Annotated in this window: 20 protein-coding genes; 17 read left to right on the forward strand and 3 right to left on the reverse strand. The window is 45.6% G+C overall.

The features are described from left to right. The first annotated feature begins 84 nt into the window (after positions 1 to 84). The 6 genes from DW025_RS13605 (at position 85) to DW025_RS13630 (ending at position 7,598) form a co-directional block, all read left to right on the forward strand. Positions 85 to 1,296 carry a PrsW family intramembrane metalloprotease gene (locus DW025_RS13605; RefSeq protein WP_117549104.1) on the forward strand — a complete coding sequence of 404 codons (1,212 nt, stop codon included), beginning with the start codon at positions 85 to 87 and terminating at the stop codon, positions 1,294 to 1,296. A gap of 30 nt (positions 1,297 to 1,326) precedes the next feature. Beyond that, positions 1,327 to 2,616, forward strand: coding sequence for a dihydroorotase (locus tag DW025_RS13610; RefSeq protein ID WP_120000380.1), 1,290 nt, complete (start codon positions 1,327 to 1,329; stop codon positions 2,614 to 2,616). Positions 2,617 to 2,667: 51 nt separating this feature from the next. Next, positions 2,668 to 2,961, forward strand: coding sequence for an acylphosphatase (locus DW025_RS13615; protein ID WP_015534784.1), 294 nt, complete (start codon positions 2,668 to 2,670; stop codon positions 2,959 to 2,961). A 26-nt stretch (positions 2,962 to 2,987) separates the two neighbouring features. After that, on the forward strand, positions 2,988 to 3,920 hold the full coding sequence (locus DW025_RS13620; protein WP_117874284.1) for a GTP-binding protein: 933 nt from the start codon (positions 2,988 to 2,990) through the stop codon (positions 3,918 to 3,920). 28 nt (positions 3,921 to 3,948) lie between these two features. Then, entirely contained in the window at positions 3,949 to 5,769 is a 1,821-nt protein-coding gene (locus DW025_RS13625) for a hypothetical protein (RefSeq protein WP_120000382.1), read from the forward strand. Positions 5,770 to 6,005: 236 nt separating this feature from the next. Further along, a complete protein-coding gene (locus tag DW025_RS13630; protein WP_165854797.1) occupies positions 6,006 to 7,598 on the forward strand; it encodes a DUF4153 domain-containing protein in 1,593 nt (530 codons plus the stop codon). Between the two features lie 90 nt (positions 7,599 to 7,688). Here DW025_RS13630 and DW025_RS13635 read toward each other — a convergent pair whose 3' ends face one another. Beyond that, positions 7,689 to 8,306 carry a TerD family protein gene (locus DW025_RS13635; RefSeq protein WP_120000386.1) on the reverse strand — a complete coding sequence of 206 codons (618 nt, stop codon included), beginning with the start codon at positions 8,304 to 8,306 and terminating at the stop codon, positions 7,689 to 7,691. Positions 8,307 to 8,323: 17 nt separating this feature from the next. Continuing rightward, positions 8,324 to 9,769, reverse strand: a complete 1,446-nt coding sequence (locus tag DW025_RS13640) for a sodium:proton antiporter (RefSeq protein WP_117549098.1) — start codon at positions 9,767 to 9,769, stop codon at positions 8,324 to 8,326. Between the two features lie 214 nt (positions 9,770 to 9,983). Here DW025_RS13640 and DW025_RS13645 point away from each other — a divergent pair, with 214 nt between their 5' ends. Then, positions 9,984 to 11,813, forward strand: a complete 1,830-nt coding sequence (locus DW025_RS13645) for a GGDEF domain-containing phosphodiesterase (protein ID WP_117549097.1) — start codon at positions 9,984 to 9,986, stop codon at positions 11,811 to 11,813. A 343-nt stretch (positions 11,814 to 12,156) separates the two neighbouring features. Continuing rightward, positions 12,157 to 12,747 (forward strand): NADH peroxidase, encoded by a 591-nt coding sequence (locus DW025_RS13650; protein ID WP_055224152.1) that lies wholly within the window; start codon positions 12,157 to 12,159, stop codon positions 12,745 to 12,747. 127 nt (positions 12,748 to 12,874) lie between these two features. Here the strand turns inward: DW025_RS13650 and DW025_RS13655 are convergent, their stop codons facing one another. After that, positions 12,875 to 13,834: a DUF6709 family protein gene (locus DW025_RS13655; protein WP_117874278.1), complete on the reverse strand. Its 960-nt coding sequence runs from the start codon at positions 13,832 to 13,834 to the stop codon at positions 12,875 to 12,877. A gap of 161 nt (positions 13,835 to 13,995) precedes the next feature. Here DW025_RS13655 and DW025_RS13660 point away from each other — a divergent pair, with 161 nt between their 5' ends. The 9 genes from DW025_RS13660 (at position 13,996) to DW025_RS13700 (ending at position 24,125) form a co-directional block, all read left to right on the forward strand. Then, entirely contained in the window at positions 13,996 to 14,547 is a 552-nt protein-coding gene (locus DW025_RS13660) for a VanZ family protein (RefSeq protein WP_055273512.1), read from the forward strand. Positions 14,548 to 14,647: 100 nt separating this feature from the next. Next, positions 14,648 to 15,511, forward strand: a complete 864-nt coding sequence (locus tag DW025_RS13665; protein WP_117549095.1) for a chorismate mutase — start codon at positions 14,648 to 14,650, stop codon at positions 15,509 to 15,511. Between the two features lie 30 nt (positions 15,512 to 15,541). Then, entirely contained in the window at positions 15,542 to 16,468 is a 927-nt protein-coding gene (pyrF, locus tag DW025_RS13670) for an orotidine-5'-phosphate decarboxylase (RefSeq protein ID WP_015534777.1), read from the forward strand. Positions 16,469 to 16,542: 74 nt separating this feature from the next. After that, entirely contained in the window at positions 16,543 to 17,307 is a 765-nt protein-coding gene (locus DW025_RS13675; protein ID WP_118649076.1) for a dihydroorotate dehydrogenase electron transfer subunit, read from the forward strand. A gap of 11 nt (positions 17,308 to 17,318) precedes the next feature. Continuing rightward, complete coding sequence (locus DW025_RS13680; RefSeq protein WP_199669316.1) at positions 17,319 to 18,221, forward strand: dihydroorotate dehydrogenase; 903 nt, start codon at positions 17,319 to 17,321, stop codon at positions 18,219 to 18,221. A gap of 43 nt (positions 18,222 to 18,264) precedes the next feature. Continuing rightward, entirely contained in the window at positions 18,265 to 21,801 is a 3,537-nt protein-coding gene (locus DW025_RS13685) for an EAL domain-containing protein (RefSeq protein ID WP_118649078.1), read from the forward strand. Positions 21,802 to 22,189: 388 nt separating this feature from the next. Next, complete coding sequence (locus DW025_RS13690; RefSeq protein WP_015534773.1) at positions 22,190 to 22,597, forward strand: TnpV protein; 408 nt, start codon at positions 22,190 to 22,192, stop codon at positions 22,595 to 22,597. Then, a complete protein-coding gene (locus tag DW025_RS13695) occupies positions 22,569 to 23,597 on the forward strand; it encodes a ParM/StbA family protein (protein ID WP_118017454.1) in 1,029 nt (342 codons plus the stop codon). Before DW025_RS13690 ends, DW025_RS13695 begins: the two co-directional genes overlap by 29 nt. A 9-nt stretch (positions 23,598 to 23,606) precedes the next feature. Continuing rightward, entirely contained in the window at positions 23,607 to 24,125 is a 519-nt protein-coding gene (locus tag DW025_RS13700; protein ID WP_015534771.1) for a hypothetical protein, read from the forward strand. The last annotated feature ends 108 nt before the right edge of the window (positions 24,126 to 24,233 follow it).

Genomic DNA, 24,233 nt, shown 5'->3' on the forward strand with positions numbered 1-24,233 from the left:
TGCTTATTGTGGATTCACGCTAAAAATGGTATCTTTAATATGTATATATATCTATACGGAAGAAAATATCAGGGAGAGTAAAGGATGAGTGCATTTGCATTGAGACTTGCAGTATTACCTTCGGTGTTACTGCTGTTATTTGTAGTCAGAAGAAATAAGAATAGCAGGGATCCAATGAGTCTGCTAGTATGGCTTGCGGTTCTGGGAGCTGTCAGCACGATACCGGCAGTAGTCGTGGAGCTGGTTGGGGGCGTATTGTTATACTATATGGGATTGGAATCCGGAACGGCGGTTTATGAGCTGGTCAACTGCTTCTTTATAGTGGCGATGATCGAGGAACTGGGCAAATTCCTTGGAATGTTAATACTTACATGGAAAAATAAGAACTTTGACCACAGCTATGACGGCGTTATATATGGCGTGTGCTCGTCGCTCGGATTTGCAACACTGGAGAATATCCTGTATGTATTCCAGGGTGGAATAGGACTCGGAATCCTGAGGGCTGTGACAGCAATCCCACTTCACTGCTCATGCGGCGTTATCATGGGATATTTCTACTCAAAGGCGAGAGAGAATGCGAACAAGGGCGAGGGTGCCGCAGGCAATATGCTGATAGCGTATTTTAGCACCATGGGAATACACGGACTGTATGATTTTGTGTTGTCGATTGATGACACCAGCGTGATCCTGTGCATACTGGTTCTGATCCTGTCTGTGGTTTTGATGTTCCTGCTCATATCCCATGCGGCAAAGAACGATCATATCATAGCGGTAAATCCTATATGGGTGAATCCGTATAATTTCAGATATATACCTATGCGTGGATACAATCAGCCAAATATGTACGGGCAGAACATGCAGTACAATCAGCCAAATATGTACGGGCAGAACATGCAGTACAATCAGTCAAATGTATATGGCCAGAGGCAGAACACCATACGGACAAATGCATACGGCCAGACGGGACAGTACAATAATCAGCAGAGTGGCTACGGTCAGCAGACCCGGTATGGTCAGCAGTATAATCCGCAGAGCAGATACAGTCAGCAGAGCGGTTACGGTCAGCGGCCGGGGCAGTACAATCAGCCGGGCAGCTATACTCAACAGCCAGGACAGTACAATCAGCCGTCAAGTGGCTACAGTCAGCCACAGCGGTACGATCAGCAGAATGGCTACAGCCAGCAGACCCAGTATGGCTGGCAGTCACAGCAGAATAATCAGTATAGCGGCTACGGTCAGCAGCCACATTACGGTCAGTCATCACAGTATGATCCGCAGAACACATACAGACAGTAATAAAATATTTATATAGAGGAGAACAGGCAAATGTTATTGATAAAGAATGGAAGAGTCGTTGATCCGGTCACCCATACAGACGAGGTCATGGATGTGCTCATCGACGGCAATCACATAGTTAAGACAGGATACGATCTGGAGGCAGAGGGTGCGGAGGGCATCGATGCAGATGGACTTGTAGTTGCACCGGGACTGGTAGACACACATGTACACTTCCGCGATCCGGGATTTACGTACAAGGAAGACATCGAGACAGGTGCCGCCGCCGCTGCAAGAGGAGGCTTCACGATGGTGGTATGTATGGCGAATACAAAGCCGGCGGTGGATAACCTTGAGACTCTCAAGTATATACAGGATAAAGGTGCAAAGACCGGAATACATGTAGTTCAGACAGCCACAGTCACAAAGGGCCTTGCTGGCAAGGAACTCGTGGACATGGACAGTCTTGCGGCTGCAGGTGCAGCAGGATTTACCGATGACGGAATCCCAATCATGGATGAGAAGCTTCTTCTTGAGGCTATGGAGAAGGCAAGGGATCTTGATCTTCCGGTGAGTCTTCATGAAGAGGATCCGCTGTTCATTGTACAGCCGGGAGTGAATCAAGGAAAAGTATCAGAAAAGCTTGGATACGGCGGTGCATCCCGCACAGCGGAGGATATTATGGTTGCAAGGGACTGCGTCCTTGCACTTCACACAGGTGCATCAGTGTGCATACAGCATATAAGCTCAGGCAATTCCGTGGATATAGTGAGAACTGCAAAGAAGCTTGGAGCGGACGTACATGCGGAGGCAACTCCACATCATTTCACCCTTATAGAGGATGCTGTGCTGAAGTACGGAACCATGGCGCGTATGAATCCTCCACTCAGAACTGAGAAAGACAGAAGACAGATCATAGAGGGAATACAGGATGGCACAATAGATATGATAGTGACGGATCACGCTCCGCACAGCAGTGAGGAGAAGGCGAGAGCGTTTGACAAGGCGCCAAGTGGAATAACAGGGCTTGAGACATCTCTTGCCCTTGGAATATATTCCCTTGTACAGCCTGGATATATCTCACTCATGAAGCTCATGGAACTAATGAGCAGGAATCCTGCAGAATTTTACCGCATGGAACCGGGCAAGATAGCAGAGGGAGCTCCTGCGGATATAGTCATATTTGGCGAGAATGAGCAGTGGACAGTGAACAGCTTTGCGTCAAAGGCATCCAACAGTCCATTTGCCGGATGGACTCTCCCGGGAAGGGTTCACTATACAATCTGTGGTGGAAATATCGTGTATGACGCAGAAAAGTACGATGCTGAACATGATGTGTAAGATGCGGGCAGCAGGATATAAAATGTAAGATATGAGAAGATCATAACAGAGATGGGACATATAGATATGGACAAGATAAGACGACATTATACATTCAGAGGAAGAGTGCAGGGAGTTGGCTTCAGATACAGGGCGAGCTATGCTGCATCCATGTACGGAGTCACCGGCTGGGTGTGCAACAGATATGATGATTCTGTTGAGATGGAGGCTCAGGGGCTGCCTGAGGCTATAGACAAGGTGATAGCAGTTCTCAGAAATGACAGATATATATTTATAGAGGATATGGATGTCAGGGAGATACCTCTGGAGAATGACAGCGGATTTCATGTGAGATCAAGCTGGTAACGCGCGTAGATAAGGAGAGTGGACATATGGTAAAGATAGATTTGATAACGGGCTTTCTGGGCTCAGGCAAGACGACATTTATTAAGAAGTATGTGAGCTACCTTGTTGGCAAAGGATATAATGTCGGAATCCTTGAAAATGATTATGGTGCAGTCAACGTGGACATGATGCTTCTTCAGGATGTGATGGGCGAGAACTGTCATGCTGAGATGGTGGCAGGTGGCTGCGGCGAGGACTGTCACAAGAGAAGGTTCAAGACAAAGCTCATAGCGATGGGGATGAGCGGCTATGACAGAGTCATTGTTGAGCCGTCCGGAATATTTGATGTGGATGAATTCTTTGACGTCCTCCACGAGGAGCCACTTGACAGATGGTATGAGGTGGGAAGCATCATTTCCATAGTCGATGCCGGACTTGACCGGGACATGAGCAGACAGTCCAGATATGTGCTTGCGTCTGAGGTTGCGAACTGTGGAACTCTGGTGATGAGCAAGGTTCAGGATGCATCGGAGGATGAGAAGAGGAGCACAATAGAATATATCAATGAAGTGCTCACCGAATTTCAGTGTAAGCGTCAGTTCTGCGATGATGTTCTGGAGAAGAACTGGGATGATTTCACGGACGATGACTTTGAAGGTTTTATGTCAACCGGATACAAATTAAACGACTATGTAAAATTATGGTTCAAACAAAGTGATGTGTTTAACTCGGTATATATCATGAATAAGGTCATGCCTCAGGAGCGGCTTGAGACGATAGTCAGGGATATATTTGCGGATAAGGAATGCGGAGATGTCTTTAGAATCAAGGGTTTTCTCCCTGTAAATGACACCGGATGGATAGAGCTCAACGCCACGGCAAAAAAGACCGAGGTGAGACCTATAGAGAACGGGCAGGAGATCATAATTGTGATCGGCTCGAATTTGGTGGAGGACAAAATAAAACGGTACTTTGAGTAAAGAGGCTGATGGACAGGAGCGGATTTTCATGACAGACAGGGCTAAGAAATTGAACAGAGAAGAGAAGCTTCAACTTCAGGCTGAAAAGCTGAAAGAACAGGCACAGATAGATCTTGAGGGATACGTTATGTGCCGTTCTGCACTCAGGGCGACCAGAACGGATCTTCATGAGGAGTCGGAACGGTATGACAGACTTAGGGAAGAATATGAAGAGCTGAAGAACAGACGCGCACCGTACAAGGTGCTGTTCTATAAACGCAGAAGGATCAGAAAGTGTAAAAAGCACATAAAGGAGCTGGGAAGGGCGAAGAAACGTCTGCGCAAACAGATGAAGGAACATCGAGAGGGTGTCAGACGAAGAACTGTTACCAACACATTTGCATTTGTTGCAGCGCTTGCGATGTTCGCCATGATGGCGTGGAGGATATGGCAGCTCGCACAGGGTGTGTACTATATGGCATTTTACAGAAATGGTGAGGCCCTTGAGATAACTGCTGTTGCTGTGCTCAGGCAGCTCCTGCTTGTGGCGTGCATCGTATATGGCCTTGTGGTTGTATGGCAGTCACTGCAGGTGTGGGGCATGAAGCGGGAAGGCTGGAATGGCGTAATAAGAATTAAGGTGAAACAGAAGGCCTACTGGATTATGATAATAGGCGTACCGCTTCAGATAGTCAGCCATGGAGATATGCTGACGAATGCCATGATGCTTATAACGATTATCAGTCAGATGGTCATGGCGGCACTTTTGTCGACGGTCCAGTCGAGAAGGATACTTGTGAAGATATTTGCATGGTGCTATGTCGGGGGAATCTGTGTGATATGGCTGTATGGCGGAGTGTACTGCAGAAACTTCGAGATATCGGGAAATGATTCCGGAACCAGCACCTATGCGGTTGACAACAAGTCGAATTTCTCGCAGATATGGGAGATGTCGACTGAACCGGAATTCTATCATATGGGTATGTATGCCCAGAACAGGGATACCGATTATGGCATGATGATCATTCCGGGACTTGCGTATGCTGATACGATAGGCAGTGAGTCGAGGGAGATAGAGAACTGCACGTCCATGACGCCACAGGGGCTGGCGGTGACGAAGGAGTATACATTTGTCAGTGCTTACTGCAAGACGAAGAAACACAAATCTGTTATATTTGTTCTTGATACACAGACGGGGCAATATATTAAAACACTGGTTCTCAAGGACACGACACATGCCGGAGGACTTGCGTATGATACGAAGAATAATGTGCTGTGGGTTTCCTCGTATATGATCGATGAGGATGAGGACAGGAGCAGGAAGGCATCCATATCATGTCTTACGCTGGACTCCATAGAGAAATACGATGTGGCTCAGGGAAAGCCGATAAAATACAGGAACACATGTAGCGTCATGTTCCCTGCAACGTCATTTATCACGATATATGACGGACATATATATGCGGGCTACTGGCGAAAGGATAAGAACAGCTACAGCATGGCAGCCAGCTACGAGATTGTAAATGGCGGCACCGCCATATCCTCGGAGGAGGACGAGGCTTTCTATATACCAGGAAGGGTGCAGGGGCTTCAGGTGTACAAAAATGAGATAATATTCTCTATATCATATGGTATAGATGAATCCAGGATAGAGGTATACGATACAGATATAGGTAAGCTGTCCAGTGTGAATTACGGCACAGAGACACCGAGACAGGTGGTTAAGCTCCCGCAGAAGCTGGAGCAGATATATTCGTATAATGGCAAATTATACTGCCTGTTCGAGTCTGCAAGTTTTGCCTACAGGCTGACAGCACCGGTGTGTATGGACAGGATCGTGGGGCTTGATGAGATGGCACTTGTAGAGTAGCTAAAAGTGGTTCAAGGTGAAAAAATGGAGGGTTTGGGATGAACGAACAGAATATTAACAATGGAATGAATGGAGGCCCGGGGATGCCCCCGCCGCCACCGCAAGGGTATATGAACATGAATGGAGGCCCAGGGATGCCCCCGCCGCCACCGCAAGGGTATATGAACATGAATGGAGGCCCGGGGATGCCCCCGCCACCACCGCAAGGGTATATGAACATGAATGGAGGCCCGGGGATGCCCCCGCCGCCACCTCAGGGTTATATGAACATGAATGCCAGACCGCCGCAGAGGAGAAATCCTGCGGTGTCTCCGAACAGATTCAGGATGTTTGGTATTCCGGTACTGGTATATGCGATCATATGTGCGGCATGTCTGTACAGCAACTGGTCGAGTATATTGTCGGCTGTGCTTTCGATAGTATCAATAGTGTTTATCAGTACATGCATGGTACGATATGAGAAGAACATCGGTGCAGACCGTGAGGCCATGACCACTGGAGCTGCGTTGTCGAAACAGAGTATACTGATCCCATATTATATTCTTGTGTTCATGATGTCGGTTGCCCTGAGTCTCACAGACGAGGGATATATCATATTTGGATGTAATGTGGGAATAATCGCTACAGAGATGTATGCGGTTATGACATACTTCAATGACACTGAAAAGCATGGGATATTCAAGGGAATATTCTCATTTTTCGAGATGTTCTTTGGATCGATAGGGTATGTAAACATGCCATTTGCCGACAGAAAGGCGGAGCGTGAGATAACCGGCAAAAAGAGAAATTCCAAGCTGATGTACATACTTCTTGGATGTGTGATAGCACTTCCGATACTGGTGATCGTGCTCAATCTGCTGTCTTCGGCAGATCCTGTGTTTGCAAAGGTCATAAAGGACATATTTGGCAAACTGTTCTTCTCGTGGGATATAGTGAAGATAGTTCTGTTTGCCGCTGTGATATTCCTGTTTGTATATGGATTTATTGTCAAGGCGGGCCGCAGAGATCTTGGTGCAAATGCTCCGAAGGAGGGGCAGTACAATGCAGTGACAGGTATAACTATAACGATAGTGCTCACAGCGTTCTATCTGATATTTGCCGTTGTTCAGATAGTGTATCTGTTCATGAACAGCGCAGGACTTCCGGATAACATGACATACGCTGAGTATGCAAGACAGGGCTTCTTCCAGCTGCTCTTTGTAGCGGTTGTAAATGTGTGTATGGTGCTGATATTTAGTGCTATATTCAGAAAGAGTCTGGTGCTCAACGTGTCACTGCTCATGATGTGCATATGTACATATATAATGATTGCCTCATCAGCTGTGAGGCTGTCCATGTACATTGCGGAATATGATCTGACATACCTCAGAATAAATACCATATGGGCGCTGATAGTCACGTCTATAGTGATGCTCGGTGTTATCATAAGCCTGTTCTGGAGAAATATGCCGCTGTTCAGATACATATTTATGACGGTTCTTGTGATGTTCACGCTGTATGCATTTATCAGACCTGGCGCAGTGATAACAAAGTACAATATCAGTCAGGCGCACAGTGGAAAGAAGATAGATCTTGAGTATGTGATGGATATAGGTAATGACGGAGTTCCATATCTGATCGATTATTTCAGGACAAAAGACATTACGCCCGAAATGGTCATGGAGGAAGTGATGTCGAAATATAGCGAGGACACCTACTACTGGAGAGACGACACGGTGGGAGAGAGGCTTGAGAAGATGCTTGAGGAGAATGATGACAAGGGCTATATCAGAAGCTTTAACTTCTCCAGATACAGAGCTTCAAAGACTATAGAGGATTATATAAAGTAGTGTAATATAGAATTATAGATCATAATAAAGAAAGCCCCCTGCTTTCGGTTATTTACACCGGAGGCAGGGGGCTTTTCGCCATGTTAAATATTAGTCGTCTTCTTCAGGAACGTAATGTCTTGATGTGTAATACTCAAATATATCCTCGGACTTGTCGTATGGCAGGAACTGGGATCTCTCCCTTACAACCCACTCATCTCCATTGTGGAGAATCTCGCCGAATACATAGCAGTTATTGTGCTTTGCATCCTCACATGCCTTGAAGATGGCATCCTCACGAACATAGACCTTCTCGGTGTGCTTGCATTTGATCAGTGCAAATACGTTGTCCACCTCGGCCAGGCACTGCTTGTGAAGGTTACCGTTGTAGATGTAGAGGAAGAGGATGATCCTTCCAACGTTCTCACCTCTGTCAAGGTAGATACGCATCTCCTCATCGATTCCTTCCTTCTCACCGGTCCTGTCATCGCCCTTCAGAACAACAGAATCGCTTCTGCTGTACTTGTGGCCCCAGAATACCAGTTCGGGATCAGAGCCGTCATTGTGCTCAACGATCGCTGCAAGATTGAGGTCATATGTGTCCTCTGATGTAGCACTCATGATATTGTCTATGGCAATCTTAATCTTTTTCTTGAGGTCGACCTTCTTGGCATCCCAGCCAATACCGACCGTAAGTTTATTATCACTTTTTACAACATATTCGTTCATACAAAAACCCCCTTAGATTACAAGAAGAATAATAATGTGTCTATGAAGAATGTAGGTACAAGAATAGCAACTGACCATACGAGGTAGCCTACAAATGAAGGCATCTTGATACCATTTTCTTCGGCTATTGAACGTACCATAAAGTTAGGTGCGTTTCCTATATAAGTGTTGGCCCCCATGAATACGGCACCGCAGGAGATAGCCATCAGCATGACCTGAGGAACTACACCCATAGCAGTGCTTATACCCTCTGTAAATCCACTTGAAGCAGCGGTGGTGAAGAATACAAGGTAGGTAGGTGTATTGTCAAGGAAACTTGATAAAAGTCCTGTCATCCAGAAGAACTGTGCCGGATGTGTAAGTCCGAGCTCAGAACCACGTGCCTTGAGGATCAGGAGTGCTGGGATCATAGTGATGAAGATACCTATGAACAGTATGGCAACCTCCTGTATAGCATCCCATGTAAAGTTGTTGGCCTTACGGACTTTCTTGCTCGTTGTCTTGAATGAGAGGAAAGCCGCTGCTAGCATGATCACAATCTCGATGATAGCAGCCCATGAGAGTGTTACGCCCTCACAGAAATTGATACCCTTTGCAAATGCAGGGAACTTCATAGGAAGAACACCGCTGAGGATAACTGCGCCTACGATCATTACAAGAAATATAATGTTGTGAGCGCCCTTAAGTCTGATTGGCTTTTTGGTATCCGCATCGAATACCGGCTTCTGTCTGCCGTCTGCGATATCCTTCTTGTACGCTCTTGTGTCGAGAAAGAAGAATACAGTCAGCAGGATGATGAGATTGACAACCATGACCTTTGCAAGTCTGAGGCTCCAGAAGAAGTCAACACCATTCATGAATCCCATCAGAAGTGGAGGATCACCGACAGGGGTGAGACAGCCACCAATATTTGAAACGAGGAAGATGAAGAATACAATGATCTGAACCTTTCTTCGTCTCCATTTATTTGCCTTTATGATAGGTCTGATCATCAGCATACTTGCACCGGTAGTACCGATCCAGCTTGACAGCAGAGTACCTATCAGTAGAAGCAGAACATTGAGCTTCGGTGTTCCCACCAGGTCGCCTTCAAGAGATATATTGCCTGCCACACAGAACAGGGCAAAAAGCAATACAATGAAGGTGAGATAGTCACCGATCATTACCTCGAGCAATTGTTCGCCCATCGTACCAAAGCCATGGAATATGGCAAATGGAATTAAAAATAAAAGAGACCAGCCTGCAACAGCCCACTGTTTGTGTTTTTCCCACCACTCACCGGCGATAAGGGGCATAACAGCTATGCACAGAAGCATACACACAAATGGTATACACCATGTAAGTGGAAGCGTAGCACCGAGTGTTTCAGTACCGGATTCGCTGTCTGCCGCCAAGGCACTTGCCTGTGACAGTCCAAGAACTGATATGACTGTGCCGAGACCTAGAAATAACCTGTTTTTCATCGTTTTTGCCTCCTATTAATTATAATTGAAAAACCTTATCTATGCTAACAAAAATATGGTAAAAATTCAACGAAAAAAATCGAAACTTAACCATTTATTTTCCAGAACAAAAAAATAATAAGTATAGCCCAAAAGATGGATATGTGATAGAATGAAAAAGATTGAAAATTGAAATACTATGGCCTTAGGGCAGAACAGAGGTAATTGATATATTATGGAACATCAATGGTCAAAGGCATACAAACCAAAGAGAAAACTTTACGTGCTGAGGTCCAGAGAGTCAGAGGGGTTTGACGATTTTTGTCAGGAGAATGGCTATGACTGGTACAAGTGCTTTAGCAACATATACAGGCCGCTGGCAAACAGGGCTTTGTTTTATATGCCTGAGAAGATGATGGACGCCGGATATTCGCGTTTGTGTGGAGGAGTGGAGATAGGATACAGTGATATGGAGGTGGTTCCTCAGAACTGTGTGAGCATCACGGTTCCGGGATTCGACGTTGTGGATATAAAGGGATTTGATATATCTCTGATAGAGGATATACCGAGACTCATGACCATGGCGTATTCATATGCCAAGTTGTATATAGAGACGGAGAAGCTGCACATTGTTTCTAACCACAAGCTTCCATATATATGTTACATGGAGAGCGCAGACAGTCTGTGCGTGGAGATTCCGGTATGGTCCAAGAAGACCAAGACGGAGGAGATGCTGACTCTTGACAACATGAGTAAGAGAGATCTCTATGAGATAGCATACAGGGAGCCTGCCACCGGACATTACAACTGGACATGGCTCAAGGAGAAGCTTGAGCAGTGTGAATATATAGGACTGGATCAGTTTATATTTGCCAGATTCGACATAAAGGGCTTCAGGCTCATCAACAATGTTATGGGCCGTGAGGTGGCGAAGGATCTGTTCAGATATATATGTGACGCTATGACCAAGCAGGACTGGATATTGTACTCTGCAAAGTGTGAGAGTGACGATTTTGCCATGATTATAAAGTATATGCCGGAGGATGAGATAATGAACCGGCTATATACATTCTTTGAGGAGATAGGACAGCTTCCGTCGAACAGGAAGTATAAGATATTCTATAGCTGTGGTATCGTATTCTATGATGAATTCGAGAAACTCAACATGTCAATGCGCGTTGAGGACATGGCGCAGATGGCACACCTCCAGTGTATCAAGACCAATGTAAATGAGATAAAGATATACACATCGGAGATGAAGAAGGAATACATCATGGCACAGCAGTACAAGCTGGAGCTCCCGGATGCCATAGAGAATGAGGATCTCATGGTATATCTTCAGCCGAAGTACAATCCACAGAACGACACCCTGACCGGTGCTGAGGCTCTGATAAGATGGTTCTACAAGGGCGGAGATATTCTCTCGCCGAAGTATTTCGTGCCGCAGTTTGAGACTGACGGAACTATAGACATCATAGACAGATATGTGCTGAGACAGGTGTGCAAGAAGTTCAAGGAGTGGAAGGAGCTTGGCTACCCGCTCTACCCGATATCCTGTAACCTCTCGAGACACCAGATATCGAGACCGGATCTTATATATATACTGTGTGATATAGTCGATGAATACGGAGTGGATCACTCGCTTATAGACTTTGAGATAACTGAGAGTGCAGATTTCGCTGACGTGCAGTATCTGATAAAGGTGCTCAAGGATCTGAAGGCTGAGGGCTTCAAGATATCCATGGACGACTTTGGAACAGGATACTCCAGTATGGCACTTCTTAAGGATATGCCGCTGGATATAATCAAGATAGACAAGAGCTTTATTGACGGAATAGCCACCGGCGAGCCGAACAACAAGGACATGCTCATGACACAGGATATCCTTGCCATGTCAAGGCATCTGGGAATCAGAAGTCTTGCGGAGGGTGTTGAGACATTTGAGCAGAAGGAATACCTGAGAGAGTGGGGATGCCACTACATTCAGGGTTATTACTACAGCAAGCCTATACCTATCACGGGATATGAATATCTTCTCAAGAAGATAATGCTGGGACAGAGCTAGCCGGATAATGATGCTATATAGCGACATATAGAGAATATACAGAAGAGTATAAGAAGGATTGATATATGAATGTATCGATCCTCTTTTTCTATTTATATTGGACCTTAACAGGATGTAATCCCAATAATGTAATGTATATAATTTACAAGTCTTGTATATATAATCAACAACCTACTAAAAAAATAATTAAGAATCGTTCCCAATAGGGGTTGACTTTGATCAAAAAATAGGTATAATAAGATATAGTTGATAAATAAACATCAACAAAGAAGACAGAATATATTTTAACGATCAATGATGGATATTGATTAGATTATTTAAAAGAGAAAAGGAGAATTAAGTTATGGCAAAGTTTGTATGTACAGTATGCGGTTATATCTATGAGGGAGAGCAGGCACCAGCAGAGTGTCCTATCTGTCACGCAGGAGCAGATAAGTTCAAGAAGGTAGAGGGAGAGCTCACACTTGCAGCAGAGCATGAGTTTGGTGTATATGCTGAGACAGTTAAGAACAATCCAGAGATCAGCGATGAGGACAAGAAGTATATCTACGAGCAGCTCAAGGCTAATTTCGAGGGAGAGTGCTCAGAGGTTGGAATGTATCTCTGCATGGCTCGTGTAGCACATCGCGAGGGCTATCCTGAGATCGGTCTCTACTGGGAGAAGGCAGCGTACGAGGAGGCTGAGCATGCAGCTAAGTTCGCAGAGATGCTTGGATCAGACCTTGAGCAGAACATGACAGCTTCAACAGAGAAGAATCTTGCATGGAGAGTTGACTGCGAGTTCGGTGCAACAGCAGGAAAGGTAGATCTTGCAAAGTGCGCTAAGAAGAACAATCTGGATGCGATCCATGATTCAGTTCATGAGATGGCAAGAGACGAGGCAAGACACGGCAAGGCTCTCAAGGGACTTCTTGACAGATACTTCGGTAAGTAAGAAGAAGGTAAAGATTATTCATAAGGATAGTCAGTCTTACACATAAATCTAAAAAAGGTATATGCGGAAAGCAGTCAGGCTGCGATCCGTATATACCTTTTTTAGATTTATGTGTGCTATTTAATTGTTACTCATCTTTCTTGAGACTGAAGGAAGAGGAAGATGTAGTTGAGCTTGTTGTTGTATAAGGATTAGATGCGTGGGCATCCTGCTCTGAAGCTGCCGGCTGCTGTGAGTAGAACGGATCACTGTAAGACGTCTGCGGTGCCTGTGTCTGTTCTGCAGTGCCGTAGCTGCCACTGTTTGTAGTGCCGTACTGCTGTGTATAGCTGCCGTTATTTGGGCTGCCTGTGCTGCCCGGAGTGTACACGCCGTTGAAATCGCCTGTACCGTCATAGTAACCTGTGCCTGCTGGCTGTGCAGATGCGCTGATGGTGTTCTTGCTTCTTGTTGCCTTCAGGATCATGATCACTGCTGCCAGTAGGAATACAGCTCCGAGGACAAGCTTGAATATGTAATCTGAAGAGTCAACCATCTCTATATAGTAAGGAAAAGCTTCTGCCTTTGCGGTCGCATAGTCCTCACTTGTAGGAGTGTATCCATAATATTGTGCGTATGCGTCGACATACTTGGTGATGTAGTCGTCAAGGAAGCCCTGCACCTTGTCGCTGTTCTTGCGGATGACTCCTGTTATGTAGACTGGTTCTGCATCGTCAGCAGATGAGATCGCGTCAAATTTGGCGTCATCACTCTTGGAGATCGATATTCCGATCCACTTGGATGTGTCTCTTTTTGAGCCGTCTTCATTCTTGTCGCAGATATCAACGAGATAGTAGTATCCGTCGGTCTTGGTGACCACGTGATTGTACGTTGTAGTCTTCTCAATGTAAGCTCCGTATCCGTAGGTGAGTGTTCCCTCCACATACACTCCTGGTTTAACTTCCGATTCGTCACATGTAGTAACGTTTAGAAGCTTTCCGTGTAAACCGATAAATGTTCGTATACCCAGGAATAAAAGAACTATTCCGAATATACCGAAAACAACTGCTGATACGATGGGATTCCCCTTTTTCCTTGTTCTTGCCATAATGTTACCTCACTTTTTTTATTTGTTATGAATTATACATAACCACTTCAATACCTCACTTTTCTACAGTACAGGTAAAAAACAAATATTTCAAGTAAAAAAGGCAAAATCAAAAAAAATTAGACATTTTTTATGGTATACTCATTCATGGTGATGATTTTATGGCAAAGAAAACAAAAAAGAATGAGAAAAAGTACATATATATAATTCCGGCAGTGCTGTGGATGATATTCATATTTTACATGTCGTCCAGAACAGGAGATGACTCGTCGGCGGTGAGCAACCCCATGACAGACTTTATAGTGGGGTTGTTCCAGAAGGTGAGAAATGATTCCGCGCCCGTGGTTGACAGGATGACGGGAGTGGTGGAGATCATGGTCAGAAAGGGTGCACACATGACGGAATATGGAATCCTTCTGGCTCTGCTGGCCCTGGCGGTCAGAAAGGCCGGCGGAAGGATGACTTCGGCTGGCGTGTATATATGGTCAGTTGTGATAACATTTGTCTATGCGTGCTCCGATGAGATTCATCAGCTCTTTGTCGCTGACAGGGCAGGCAGGGGCACGGATGTGCTTATAGATATGTGCGGCGCACTGGCAGCTCTTCTTATTATATGGGGATCAAAGAGCACAAGGGGAAGGATAATAATGGGCTTTGTGATAGGGATAGTGCTGGTGGCAGCGGTTATGTTCCTTTTCCTGTGGCCTTTTTAGAGCGCATTTAGTATTGGCAGCCTTGAATTAGAGTGGGGCAGATGGTATATTAAAAAAGACTATGAGCATCACATTACCGATGCTGACTGGAGGATGCAGAATGACATTAGCAGATGTTAGAAAGAACATAGACCGGGTCGACAAGGAGATCAAGCAGCTCTTCAAGGAGAGAATGGTTCTTGCGGACAATGTTGCTCAGGTCAAGGCAGAGACCGAGGATGACATATATAAGCCAGACCGCGAGGAGGCCATCATATCCAATCTCACAGGGGATGTGGATGATAACATCAAGATGGAGTACACGGCGCTTATCAAGAGAATCATGGAGATAAGCAGAAAGTACCAGTATGGAAGGACTCTGGAGCTCAGGAACTGCCTAGATGTGGAGTATGATGTGAAGGAGCCTGACATAGATGCGGTGGCGATGATAAAGCCGGAGCTGTACATTTGTCAGGGATGCTCGAGGGACAAGGTCATTGCGGTGGACTCATACGATGAGGTGTATGAGCTCATAAAGACTGGCAAGGTAGACGCCGGAATGGGAATACTTGAGGACATAAGCTACGGAGTTTCGGATGCGCTTCACGAGGTGCTCACCAACAACAAGCTGTATATATACAGATGTAACATTGTAAATGAGAATGGACACAACAAGAAGGTTGTCACATTTGCAGACCACCTCATAGTGGAGGAGAACCACAACAGGCTGAAGGTGATGTTCGTATGTAAGAATAAGAGCGGAAGTCTCAGCAGCGTACTGTCCATGATCTCTGATTACGGGGTGAACCTCACAGAGATACACTCGGCGCCAAACAGGCAGGAGCATTGGAATTACAGATTCTATGTGGAGCTGTCTGCCAATTTACTGAAGAAGGATATACAGGCTTTAGTGTTCCAGCTCATGAACGAGACGGAGGAGTTTACGATCATCGGGAGCTATGCCTGTGACGAGGAACAGTTTTAGAGAAAAAATAATTTTTAAGGAGAAAATATCATGATAGACAAGTTAGTAAAGAATATCCAGAAGACAAATGCACCTATAGTAGTTGGACTTGATCCAATGCTCAACTATGTACCGGAGCATATCCAGAAAGCTGCATTTGCAGAGTATGGCGAGACACTTGAGGGCGCTGGTGAGGCTATATGGCAGTTCAACAAGGGAATAGTTGACGCTACATATGATCTTATACCTGCAGTTAAGCCACAGATAGCCATGTATGAGCAGTTCGGAATCGAGGGACTCAAGGCATTCAAGAAGACAGTTGACTATTGCAAGGAGAAGGGACTTGTCGTTATCGGAGATATAAAAAGAGGCGATATAGGTTCAACATCAACAGCATATGCGGTTGGTCATATCGGAAAGGTACAGGTGGGAAGCAAGACATATGCTGGATTTGATGAGGATTTCATCACAGTAAACCCGTATCTTGGAACAGACGGAATCAAGCCATTTGTGGATGTGTGCAAGGAGGAGAACAAGGGTATATTCGTTCTCGTCAAGACATCCAATCCATCATCAGGTGAGTTCCAGGACAGACTTGTGGATGGACGTCCACTCTATGAGATAGTCGGAGATATGGTTGACAAATGGGGCAGCGATGTTGTAGGTGAATCAGGATATTCAGCGGTTGGAGCTGTTGTCGGTGCCACATACCCTGAGATGGGAAAGGTTCTGAGAAAGGTTATGCCAAAGTCATTTATCCTTGTTCCGGGTTACGGAGCACAGGGGGGTAAGGCTGCAGACCTTGTACACTACTTCAATGAGGACAGACTCGGTGCGATCGTCAACTCATCAAGAGGAATCATAGCTGCTTACAAGCAGGACAAGTATGCACAGTTTGGTGCTGAGAACTATGCAGATGCCTCAAGACAGGCAGTAGTTGACATGATCGAGGATATCAACGGCGCACTTGATGCGTAATTAAGCCGGAATGTGTGCGGCGAGCCGGGCTTGTCCGCCGTACACTGATAATAGAATGATGATGGAGGAAGACTATGGGCAAACTTAAGATGACAGCAAAGGTGGCCAGCCAGGAGACTCTTGCCACTGATGTATACAGTCTGGTGCTTGAAGCTCCAGAGATAGCTTCACAGGCTATAGCAGGACAGTTCGTGTCTGTATATACTCACGATGGCAGCAAGATGCTCCCGAGACCTATCAGCCTCTGCGGAATAGACAGGGAGGCGGGAACACTCCGCCTTGTATACAGAGTGGTTGGATTTGGAACAAAGGAATTTTCACAGCTTGCGGCTGGAGATACGGTCGATATATTGGGACCTCTCGGCAACGGCTTCATGAAGTCGGACAAGAAGGCGATCCTGATAGGCGGAGGTATAGGAATCCCACCTATGTTACAGCTTGCAAAAGAGCTTGACTGTGAGAAGTCAGTCGTGCTCGGCTACAGGGATGAGATATTCCTGAACGAGGAATTTGAGCCATACGCACAGGTGTATATGTCATCTGAGGATGGACAGCACGGTGTGAAGGGCAACGTAATAGATGCCATAAAGGAATACGGCGTGGACGGTGCTGTCATATATGCATGTGGCCCTACTCCTATGCTTCGGGGAATAAAGTCATACGCCATGGAGAAGGGCATCGAGTGCCAGATATCCATGGAGGAGAAGATGGCGTGCGGCGTGGGCGCATGTCTTGCCTGCGTATGCAAGACAAAGGATATAGATGAGCACTCACAGGTGCACAACAGAAGGATCTGTAAGGATGGACCTGTATTCTACGCTGAGGAGGTGGAGCTGTAATGTCAGATAAGATCAATATGTCAGTGGATATAGCGGGTGTGACTCTCGAGAATCCAATAACAGTAGCTTCAGGAACATTTGGTTCAGGCATGGAGTACAGCGAGTTCGTGGATCTTTCACAGCTCGGTGCAGTAACCACCAAGGGCGTGGCAAATGTGCCATGGCCGGGCAATCCGACACCACGTATAGCTGAGACTTATGGCGGCATGATGAATGCCATAGGACTTCAGAATCCTGGAATCGATGTGTTCAAGAAGAGAGATATACCGTTCCTCAGGGATTATGATACAAAGATCATCGTAAACGTGTGTGGAAAGTCCAAGGAGGACTATGTTGACTGCGTTGAGAAGCTTGGCGATTGTGATGTGGATCTGCTTGAGATCAACGTGTCATGTCCGAATGTAAAAGAGGGCGGAATCGCATTTGGCCAGCAGCCGGATGCGCTCTACGATATAACAAAGGCAGTCAAGGCAGCGGCAAAGCAGCCTATCATCATGAAGCTGAGTCCGAATGTCACAGACATAACAGAGATGGCCAGAGCTGCAGAGGCTGGTGGTGCTGATGCGGTATCACTCATCAATACACTGACAGGTATGAAGATAGATGTGAACAGAAGAACATTTGCAGTGGCAAATAAGACTGCAGGTGTGTCAGGCCCTGCGATCCATCCGATAGCAGTCAGAATGGTATACCAGGTGGCAAATGCAATAAAGCTTCCTATCATCGGAATGGGCGGCGTGGCTACCACAGAAGATGCCCTTGAGATGATTATGGTCGGCGCAAGTGCGGTGGCAGTTGGAACGGCCAACTTCCACAATCCTTATGCAACAGTGGAGATCATAAAGGGTATTGAGGAGTATATGAAGAAGAATTCCATCAGCGATATCCATGAGCTGATAGGCTGTGTAAAATAGAACGATATAAGTCTTCTGTAAGAGTTTTAAGGGGTGTTGGGTTATGGAAGATAACATAGATATTGAAAAATATGCACAAAAACTCCGCATGGAACTGGATGAGGCGCTTGGCAGAAATGAGGAGCTCAGCGAGGAGATATCTGATCACGCAAGGATGCTGGAGAAGACTCTTGACAATCTGGCAGGCGGTGTGGGTATATTTGAACTTCACGGGAATAAGCCGGCTGTCAGGTACATGAGCAAAAGCTTTTATAAGCTGTTCAATGTGACCGAGGATCAGATGAGTGGATATGCCAGTGACTACGTGATGTTGGCCATTCCAGAGGATCGGTCTGCCCTTAAGAAGCAGATCCTGGAGACCATAACGAGTAACAAGACCACGGTGCGTGACATCCGCTTTACGGATGTGAATACCGGGGGATATTTCTGGATACAGGTCTGCCTTTCTGTCATGTCCATAAAAAAGGGAATCATCGCACTGTGTGCGGTGTTTATCGATGTGACAAGCAAGATGGAAGCGGAGCTGGAGAACAAGGCGCAGTCTGAGATGCTCAGGCTGATACTTCAGGGAAGCGGAGAATCCATAATCGTGTACGATGTCCCGACGGATACTCTGATAAATGAGAAGGTCGTGGATGGTGAGATGGTCACCACCATGAAATATGAGAATTTCTATAAGGGTATCGACACTAACAGGATAGTCCACGCTGACGACAGAGACGCCGTGACCGGCATGTTCAGAAAGATCCTTGATGCGGATGCGGATAGCTGTGACAGGCTGATGGGTGATCTGCGCCTTGATCTGGATGGCGGAGGCAAATGTGAGTGGTACAGAGTGCTCTTTGTTCCTCTCAGGGACTCCAAGAAAAAGGTTCGCAAGATATTCGGCAAATATTACTCCATAAACGATGAGAAGATAAAAAGTCAGGAGCTTCAGCTCAGGGCGGAGAGGGATTCTCTGACGGGACTTTACAATCATGTCACATTTCAGCACAAGATTACGGATATGCTAGAGTCTTTCCCGGGTGAACTGTGCGCTTTTTATATCATGGATATAGATGACTTTAAGCATATAAATGACGCATTTGGACATTATGCGGGAGATGATCTTCTGTGTGATGTTGCAGTGACGCTGGAGGAGGTTGCGTCGGCAGCCGGAGGATTCTCAGGACGACTGGGCGGCGATGAATTTGCACTGTTTATCCCGATAGTCGACAGAAGAGAGGACGTGTATAAGCTGGCTGAGAATATACAGACCAGACTCACCACGATCAATTGCAGTCTGCCGCATACTATGTCGATGGGAATAAGTATCCACAGGATAGAGGGTGGTATAGATTTTGACCTTCTATACAGTGAGTCGGATCAGGCGTTGTACGCAGCAAAGAGGGGCGGCAAGAACCGTTACTGTGACTATGCCGACTCAGCGGATATGCATTCATGTGATTCGCATCACAGCGGATATACATACAATGATGACGAAGGTCTTATGCTGGATGAGATATCTGATATAGCATATGTTGCTGACATGAAGACCCACGAGATGTATTTCCTCAACAAGGCGGCGAAGAGAAGTCTTGGAATTGCGGAGAACGACGATTCTTACAAGGGTAAAAAGTGCTTTGAGATAACCCAGGGCGGTGATGACCAGTGCCCATTTTGTTCTAATGAGATACTGGTTCCCGGACAGAGTTATGTATGGAATCACTACAACAGCAAGGCAAAGGGACTGTATGTGGTGAAGGATAAGATAGTTGACTGGCACGGAAGAAAGAGCCGGCTTGAGATTGCAGTTGACGTGTCTGACATAGATAAGACAACACAGGTTCTGGCGGACAGCTATGACATAGAGGATGCCCTTGTCAATTTCATGGCGAATATAACTTCAAAGCAGAGCAGTGAGGAGAAATATACCAGTCTGCTCGAGGTGATGGGAACTTTCTACAATTCCAAGAACGCCTGCCTTGTGGAGTATGGACAGGATGGCACAGGGGAGCTTTATTACTGGAAATCATCAGATGAGGAGTCGATAGAGGATGGTCTGAAGGCTCTTGTCACACAGAAAATGAGGGATGAACTGGAGAAGGAAGTCCTCAGGGACGAGGTTCTCATAGTGGACCGTTCCCATCCATTAAGGAATCCTGAAACAGAATTTGCACGGATGCTGAGTGACAGCAGGATATGGTCACTGTATGCGGTCCCGATCATAGTGGACGATGAACTGCTCGGCAGGGTATTTGTGTTCAATCCGGAGAAGCACAATGGAAACATAAGACTCATGAAGAACTTCGCTGCTTTTATCGGAAGTGAGATATATCAGAGACATCTGAAGGAGGACCAGCAGTTTGAGTTCACCCACGATAAGCAGACAAAATGCTTTAACAGGAACAGTTACATAGACTATATAAGAGGCAGAAAGAATCTGAGCAGTATTGGACTTGTGGCTGTGGATATCAATGAGATAAGGGGCATCGCGGAGATGTTCGGTCCGGATTATGCGGACGATGTGATCCTGCAGCTTGTCGGCAGGATAAGGAAGACGTTTCCGGACGAAAGGGTGTTCCGCATGGGTTATGACAGCTTTATCATCATATGCGAGAACATTGAGCAGTTGAAGTTTAACGTATATGCATCAAGACTGCGGGAAAACCTGCTCTACGGTGAGTTCACGGCATGTTGCGGGTATGTCTGGACAGATTATAACATTGACGTCCGCAGGATGGAGGATCATGCGGCAAATCTCCTGTATTCTGAGAAACAGCGTTGGTATGAACAGCAGGACTGTCATTCGGTGAAGTGGAATACGCTGAAAAAGGATATGGTGAAGAAGGAACTTGAGGAAGGACTGTTCTATGTCCTTTATCAGCCGAAGATGCTGTATCCGTCAGGAAAGATATGTGGGGCAGAGGCCCTTGTAAGATATTCCGGAAATGATGACTTAGCGGATGTTATCGACAGGCTTGAGAAGAGCAGGACTGTAAAATATGTGGATTTTTACGTGCTTGAGAATGTGTGCAGAGATCTGGCAAAATGGCATGAAGAGGGAATGCCATACATCCCGGTATCCTGTAACTTTTCCAGAATGTCGCTTATAGAGAGCAATGTGGCCAAGCAGATAGCAGCAGTGGTTGACAGGTACGGAATACCGCATGATGTGGTCGAGATAGAGATAACCGAATCGGTCAGCGAGCAGGAGCATGATACACTGGTGAACATATCAAACAATATACATGAGCTTGGATTCCGCATAGCGATGGACGATTTTGGAACAAAATACTCAAATGTCGCCATGCTTGCCCATATGGGATTTGACATTATCAAGTTCGACAAGAGCATGATAAATGACGTAACTGTCAATCCGGTGGATCGCACGGTTATGTGTCATCTCATAAACATGTGCAATGAACTGGGAATGTTCTGTATAGCTGAGGGTGTGGAGACCGAGGATCAGGCGGATGCGCTCAGCAGCATGGGACTGGCTTGTATACAGGGGTATCTGTGCAGCAGGCCGCTGGAGAAAGAAAAGTATGTGGAGATATGCAGGGAAAGAGGCATATCACAGCCGTACACCAATAAATAATTGAATCTTTATATGGATTATGGTAGTATGTGTAGGAAAAAGGGCAAAAAAGCCTGAAAACAGGAGGATTCGCAGAGACATGGAACAGTACAAGAAGGAATTTATAGAATTCTTGGCTGTCCTGTTTTGAAGACTCTCCCAAACCTCGAAAAACGCCGTATTTACAAGGCTTACAGCACTTTTACAGAAATCGCAAAAGTATCGTAACTTATCGTAAAAGTGTGTAGTTTATCATAAAAAGTGTGTAGTAAAGTGTGTAGTACAAACGAATAGGAATCATCAGATGAGGATGATAAAAGTATAAGTCCATGTACTTGTAGAAATGCAGGTATGTGGGCTTTTTTTATTATCAAAAATTCAAATGGATTATGGAAGGAGAGTTAAGATTATGAGTAATGAAATTTCATTGTTTGAGAAGCTGGGAGGTACTTATACAGAGGTGGATGGTATTTTGTATCCGAATATCGGTATGGATGATACTGATACGAAATCCGATACGGCTTCGGTTGTAGCAGCCGCCGATATCGGAAAATACGGTCATCTGTGGATTTGTTATATGAAGGAAAACCACCCTGACAGGTATCGTCATCATATTAGGCTGGGTCAGCTTCTGATTAGGGCAAAGGAAGTAAATGAGGAGGCTTATGAGATGTTAGATAGGATTGTAGAGAAGTATCTGGTGAAGCATAAGCCAAAGGATGCACATTCCACTATGGAAATGTGGAAAATAAGAGAGCAGGCAAAACAGCTTGCGGAGGAGGTTATTTATGGAGAGATTGTTTACAAGTATCACTAATGCAGGAGCGACTGCAACACAAAACAAAAATATTATGCAGACCGGTTATTATGCCGGAGAAAGAGAGGATTTTATGAGAGAAAATTTATTTATGACTGAAACAACTATGGCACCTGTTAAAATTGCACTGGATCATGGCTGGAGTTCCATTAAGGGCGAGCATACTTTTATGGAGACTTCTATAGTTCCGGTGGATTATGAGCCTCTTACCAAGAACGGACTTTTGGAGTATAAAGGGAAAAAGTATATCGTAGGACAGGGCAGACTTGGAAAGCAGGCAACCAAGACAGAGAATGAGAACTATTTTCTGCTGACCCTTGCAGGGATTGCCAAGGAATTGCAGTATCAGGGTAAGACAGCGGCTTCTCATGTGGAATTATATGCAGGTGTGCCTCTGACCTTGTTTGGTGCGGAGCGTAAGGAGTTTCGTGATTATCTGTGGCATAAGGAGCGTATTTCTTTTACCTTTGAGGGAGTGCATTATTCTTTCTTCATGGATAAGGTAAAGATTTATGCCCAGTGTTATGCAGCTATTGCGAACCGTATGGGAGATATGGACAGACTCAGATGTGTGGACTTGGGCTCCTGGACCTTGGATATATTAAGCGTCCGTGACAGAATCCCTATGGATAAGGATGCCTGTACTTATGAGCTTGGACTGATTACCACCATTGAGCGTATCAAAAAGGAAGCCCTTCCCAAGTTAAAGTGTGAAATGCCGGAGGATGACATTGTTGATGTTATCCGTGGAAAGCAGTCCAATGTAAATGCTGACTTTATCCCTTTTATTGAGAAGGGCTTACAGCAGTATGCAGACGAGGTGGAAGCGAAGCTTCGGGAGATTAAGGTGGATTTAATGCATGAGAATATTGTGTATGTGGGCGGTGGCACCTGTGTGATGAAGCGTTTTGGCAGAGCGCAGGGCAGAAACATCCAGTATGTAACGGATGTGAAAGCCAATGCCATCGGCTACCGTTATCTTGCAGAAAATCTGGGATAGGAGGCTTTTATGGGAAATGCAATATCTTTTCGGTTGAATCCGAAATGTGAAAGTGACAGAAAAATCCTTGCGTGGCTGGAGGCAAAATCCAGCCAGCCGGGATATCTGAATCAGACAGAGCTTATCAAGCAGGCATTGTTTTCTGCTATGGAAAGTGAGCAAAGGGGCATTCGGGAAAAGGAAACCACAGAATGGATGGAGCAGGCAATCAAAAGCATGGCAGAGGAATTTACCAAGGTGGTGCAGGAGTCCTCACAGAATATGGCTAACAATATGTTTGCCGGAGTTCTGGGAGCAATGGCTCAGCAGATGAATATGGGAGTTGTTCCTATGGCTACGTTGCCGATGTCTGGTGCAGTTCCTAATGGTATGACAGTTGCTGTACCGAATGTAATGCCTTCTGCTGTAGCAGCTAATGTGCCGGAGCCAACGGTTCCCGATAATGAACTTGCCGCAGATACTTCCAATGCTATGGATAGTGCCACAAAAGATATGCTTGGAAGTCTGTTTGATATGGATGATGAGTAAGAAAATGAAAAATCACAGTATGACGGACTGTCTTACAAAAAGGTGCCTTGTATGAGGAAATGACCTTATCTGTAAGACAGTTCTTTTTCTATGGGAAAAGCTGTGATA

Origin of the sequence: Coprococcus sp. AF38-1 (assembly GCF_003603945.1) — a bacterium.
GTDB lineage: Bacteria > Bacillota > Clostridia > Lachnospirales > Lachnospiraceae > Coprococcus > Coprococcus aceti.

Bases quoted from the DNA above. Each gene is read 5' to 3' on its own strand.
- DW025_RS13605 (WP_117549104.1), top strand. From the start codon at position 85: ATGAGTGCATTTGCATTGAGACTTGCAGTATTACCTTCGGTGTTACTG.
- DW025_RS13610 (WP_120000380.1), top strand. From the start codon at position 1,327: ATGTTATTGATAAAGAATGGAAGAGTCGTTGATCCGGTCACCCATACA.
- DW025_RS13615 (WP_015534784.1), top strand. From the start codon at position 2,668: ATGGGACATATAGATATGGACAAGATAAGACGACATTATACATTCAGA.
- DW025_RS13620 (WP_117874284.1), top strand. From the start codon at position 2,988: ATGGTAAAGATAGATTTGATAACGGGCTTTCTGGGCTCAGGCAAGACG.
- DW025_RS13625 (WP_120000382.1), top strand. From the start codon at position 3,949: ATGACAGACAGGGCTAAGAAATTGAACAGAGAAGAGAAGCTTCAACTT.
- DW025_RS13630 (WP_165854797.1), top strand. From the start codon at position 6,006: ATGCCCCCGCCGCCACCTCAGGGTTATATGAACATGAATGCCAGACCG.
- DW025_RS13635 (WP_120000386.1), bottom strand. From the start codon at position 8,306: ATGAACGAATATGTTGTAAAAAGTGATAATAAACTTACGGTCGGTATT.
- DW025_RS13640 (WP_117549098.1), bottom strand. From the start codon at position 9,769: ATGAAAAACAGGTTATTTCTAGGTCTCGGCACAGTCATATCAGTTCTT.
- DW025_RS13645 (WP_117549097.1), top strand. From the start codon at position 9,984: ATGGAACATCAATGGTCAAAGGCATACAAACCAAAGAGAAAACTTTAC.
- DW025_RS13650 (WP_055224152.1), top strand. From the start codon at position 12,157: ATGGCAAAGTTTGTATGTACAGTATGCGGTTATATCTATGAGGGAGAG.
- DW025_RS13655 (WP_117874278.1), bottom strand. From the start codon at position 13,834: ATGGCAAGAACAAGGAAAAAGGGGAATCCCATCGTATCAGCAGTTGTT.
- DW025_RS13660 (WP_055273512.1), top strand. From the start codon at position 13,996: ATGGCAAAGAAAACAAAAAAGAATGAGAAAAAGTACATATATATAATT.
- DW025_RS13665 (WP_117549095.1), top strand. From the start codon at position 14,648: ATGACATTAGCAGATGTTAGAAAGAACATAGACCGGGTCGACAAGGAG.
- pyrF (WP_015534777.1), top strand. From the start codon at position 15,542: ATGATAGACAAGTTAGTAAAGAATATCCAGAAGACAAATGCACCTATA.
- DW025_RS13675 (WP_118649076.1), top strand. From the start codon at position 16,543: ATGGGCAAACTTAAGATGACAGCAAAGGTGGCCAGCCAGGAGACTCTT.
- DW025_RS13685 (WP_118649078.1), top strand. From the start codon at position 18,265: ATGGAAGATAACATAGATATTGAAAAATATGCACAAAAACTCCGCATG.
- DW025_RS13690 (WP_015534773.1), top strand. From the start codon at position 22,190: ATGAGTAATGAAATTTCATTGTTTGAGAAGCTGGGAGGTACTTATACA.
- DW025_RS13695 (WP_118017454.1), top strand. From the start codon at position 22,569: ATGGAGAGATTGTTTACAAGTATCACTAATGCAGGAGCGACTGCAACA.
- DW025_RS13700 (WP_015534771.1), top strand. From the start codon at position 23,607: ATGGGAAATGCAATATCTTTTCGGTTGAATCCGAAATGTGAAAGTGAC.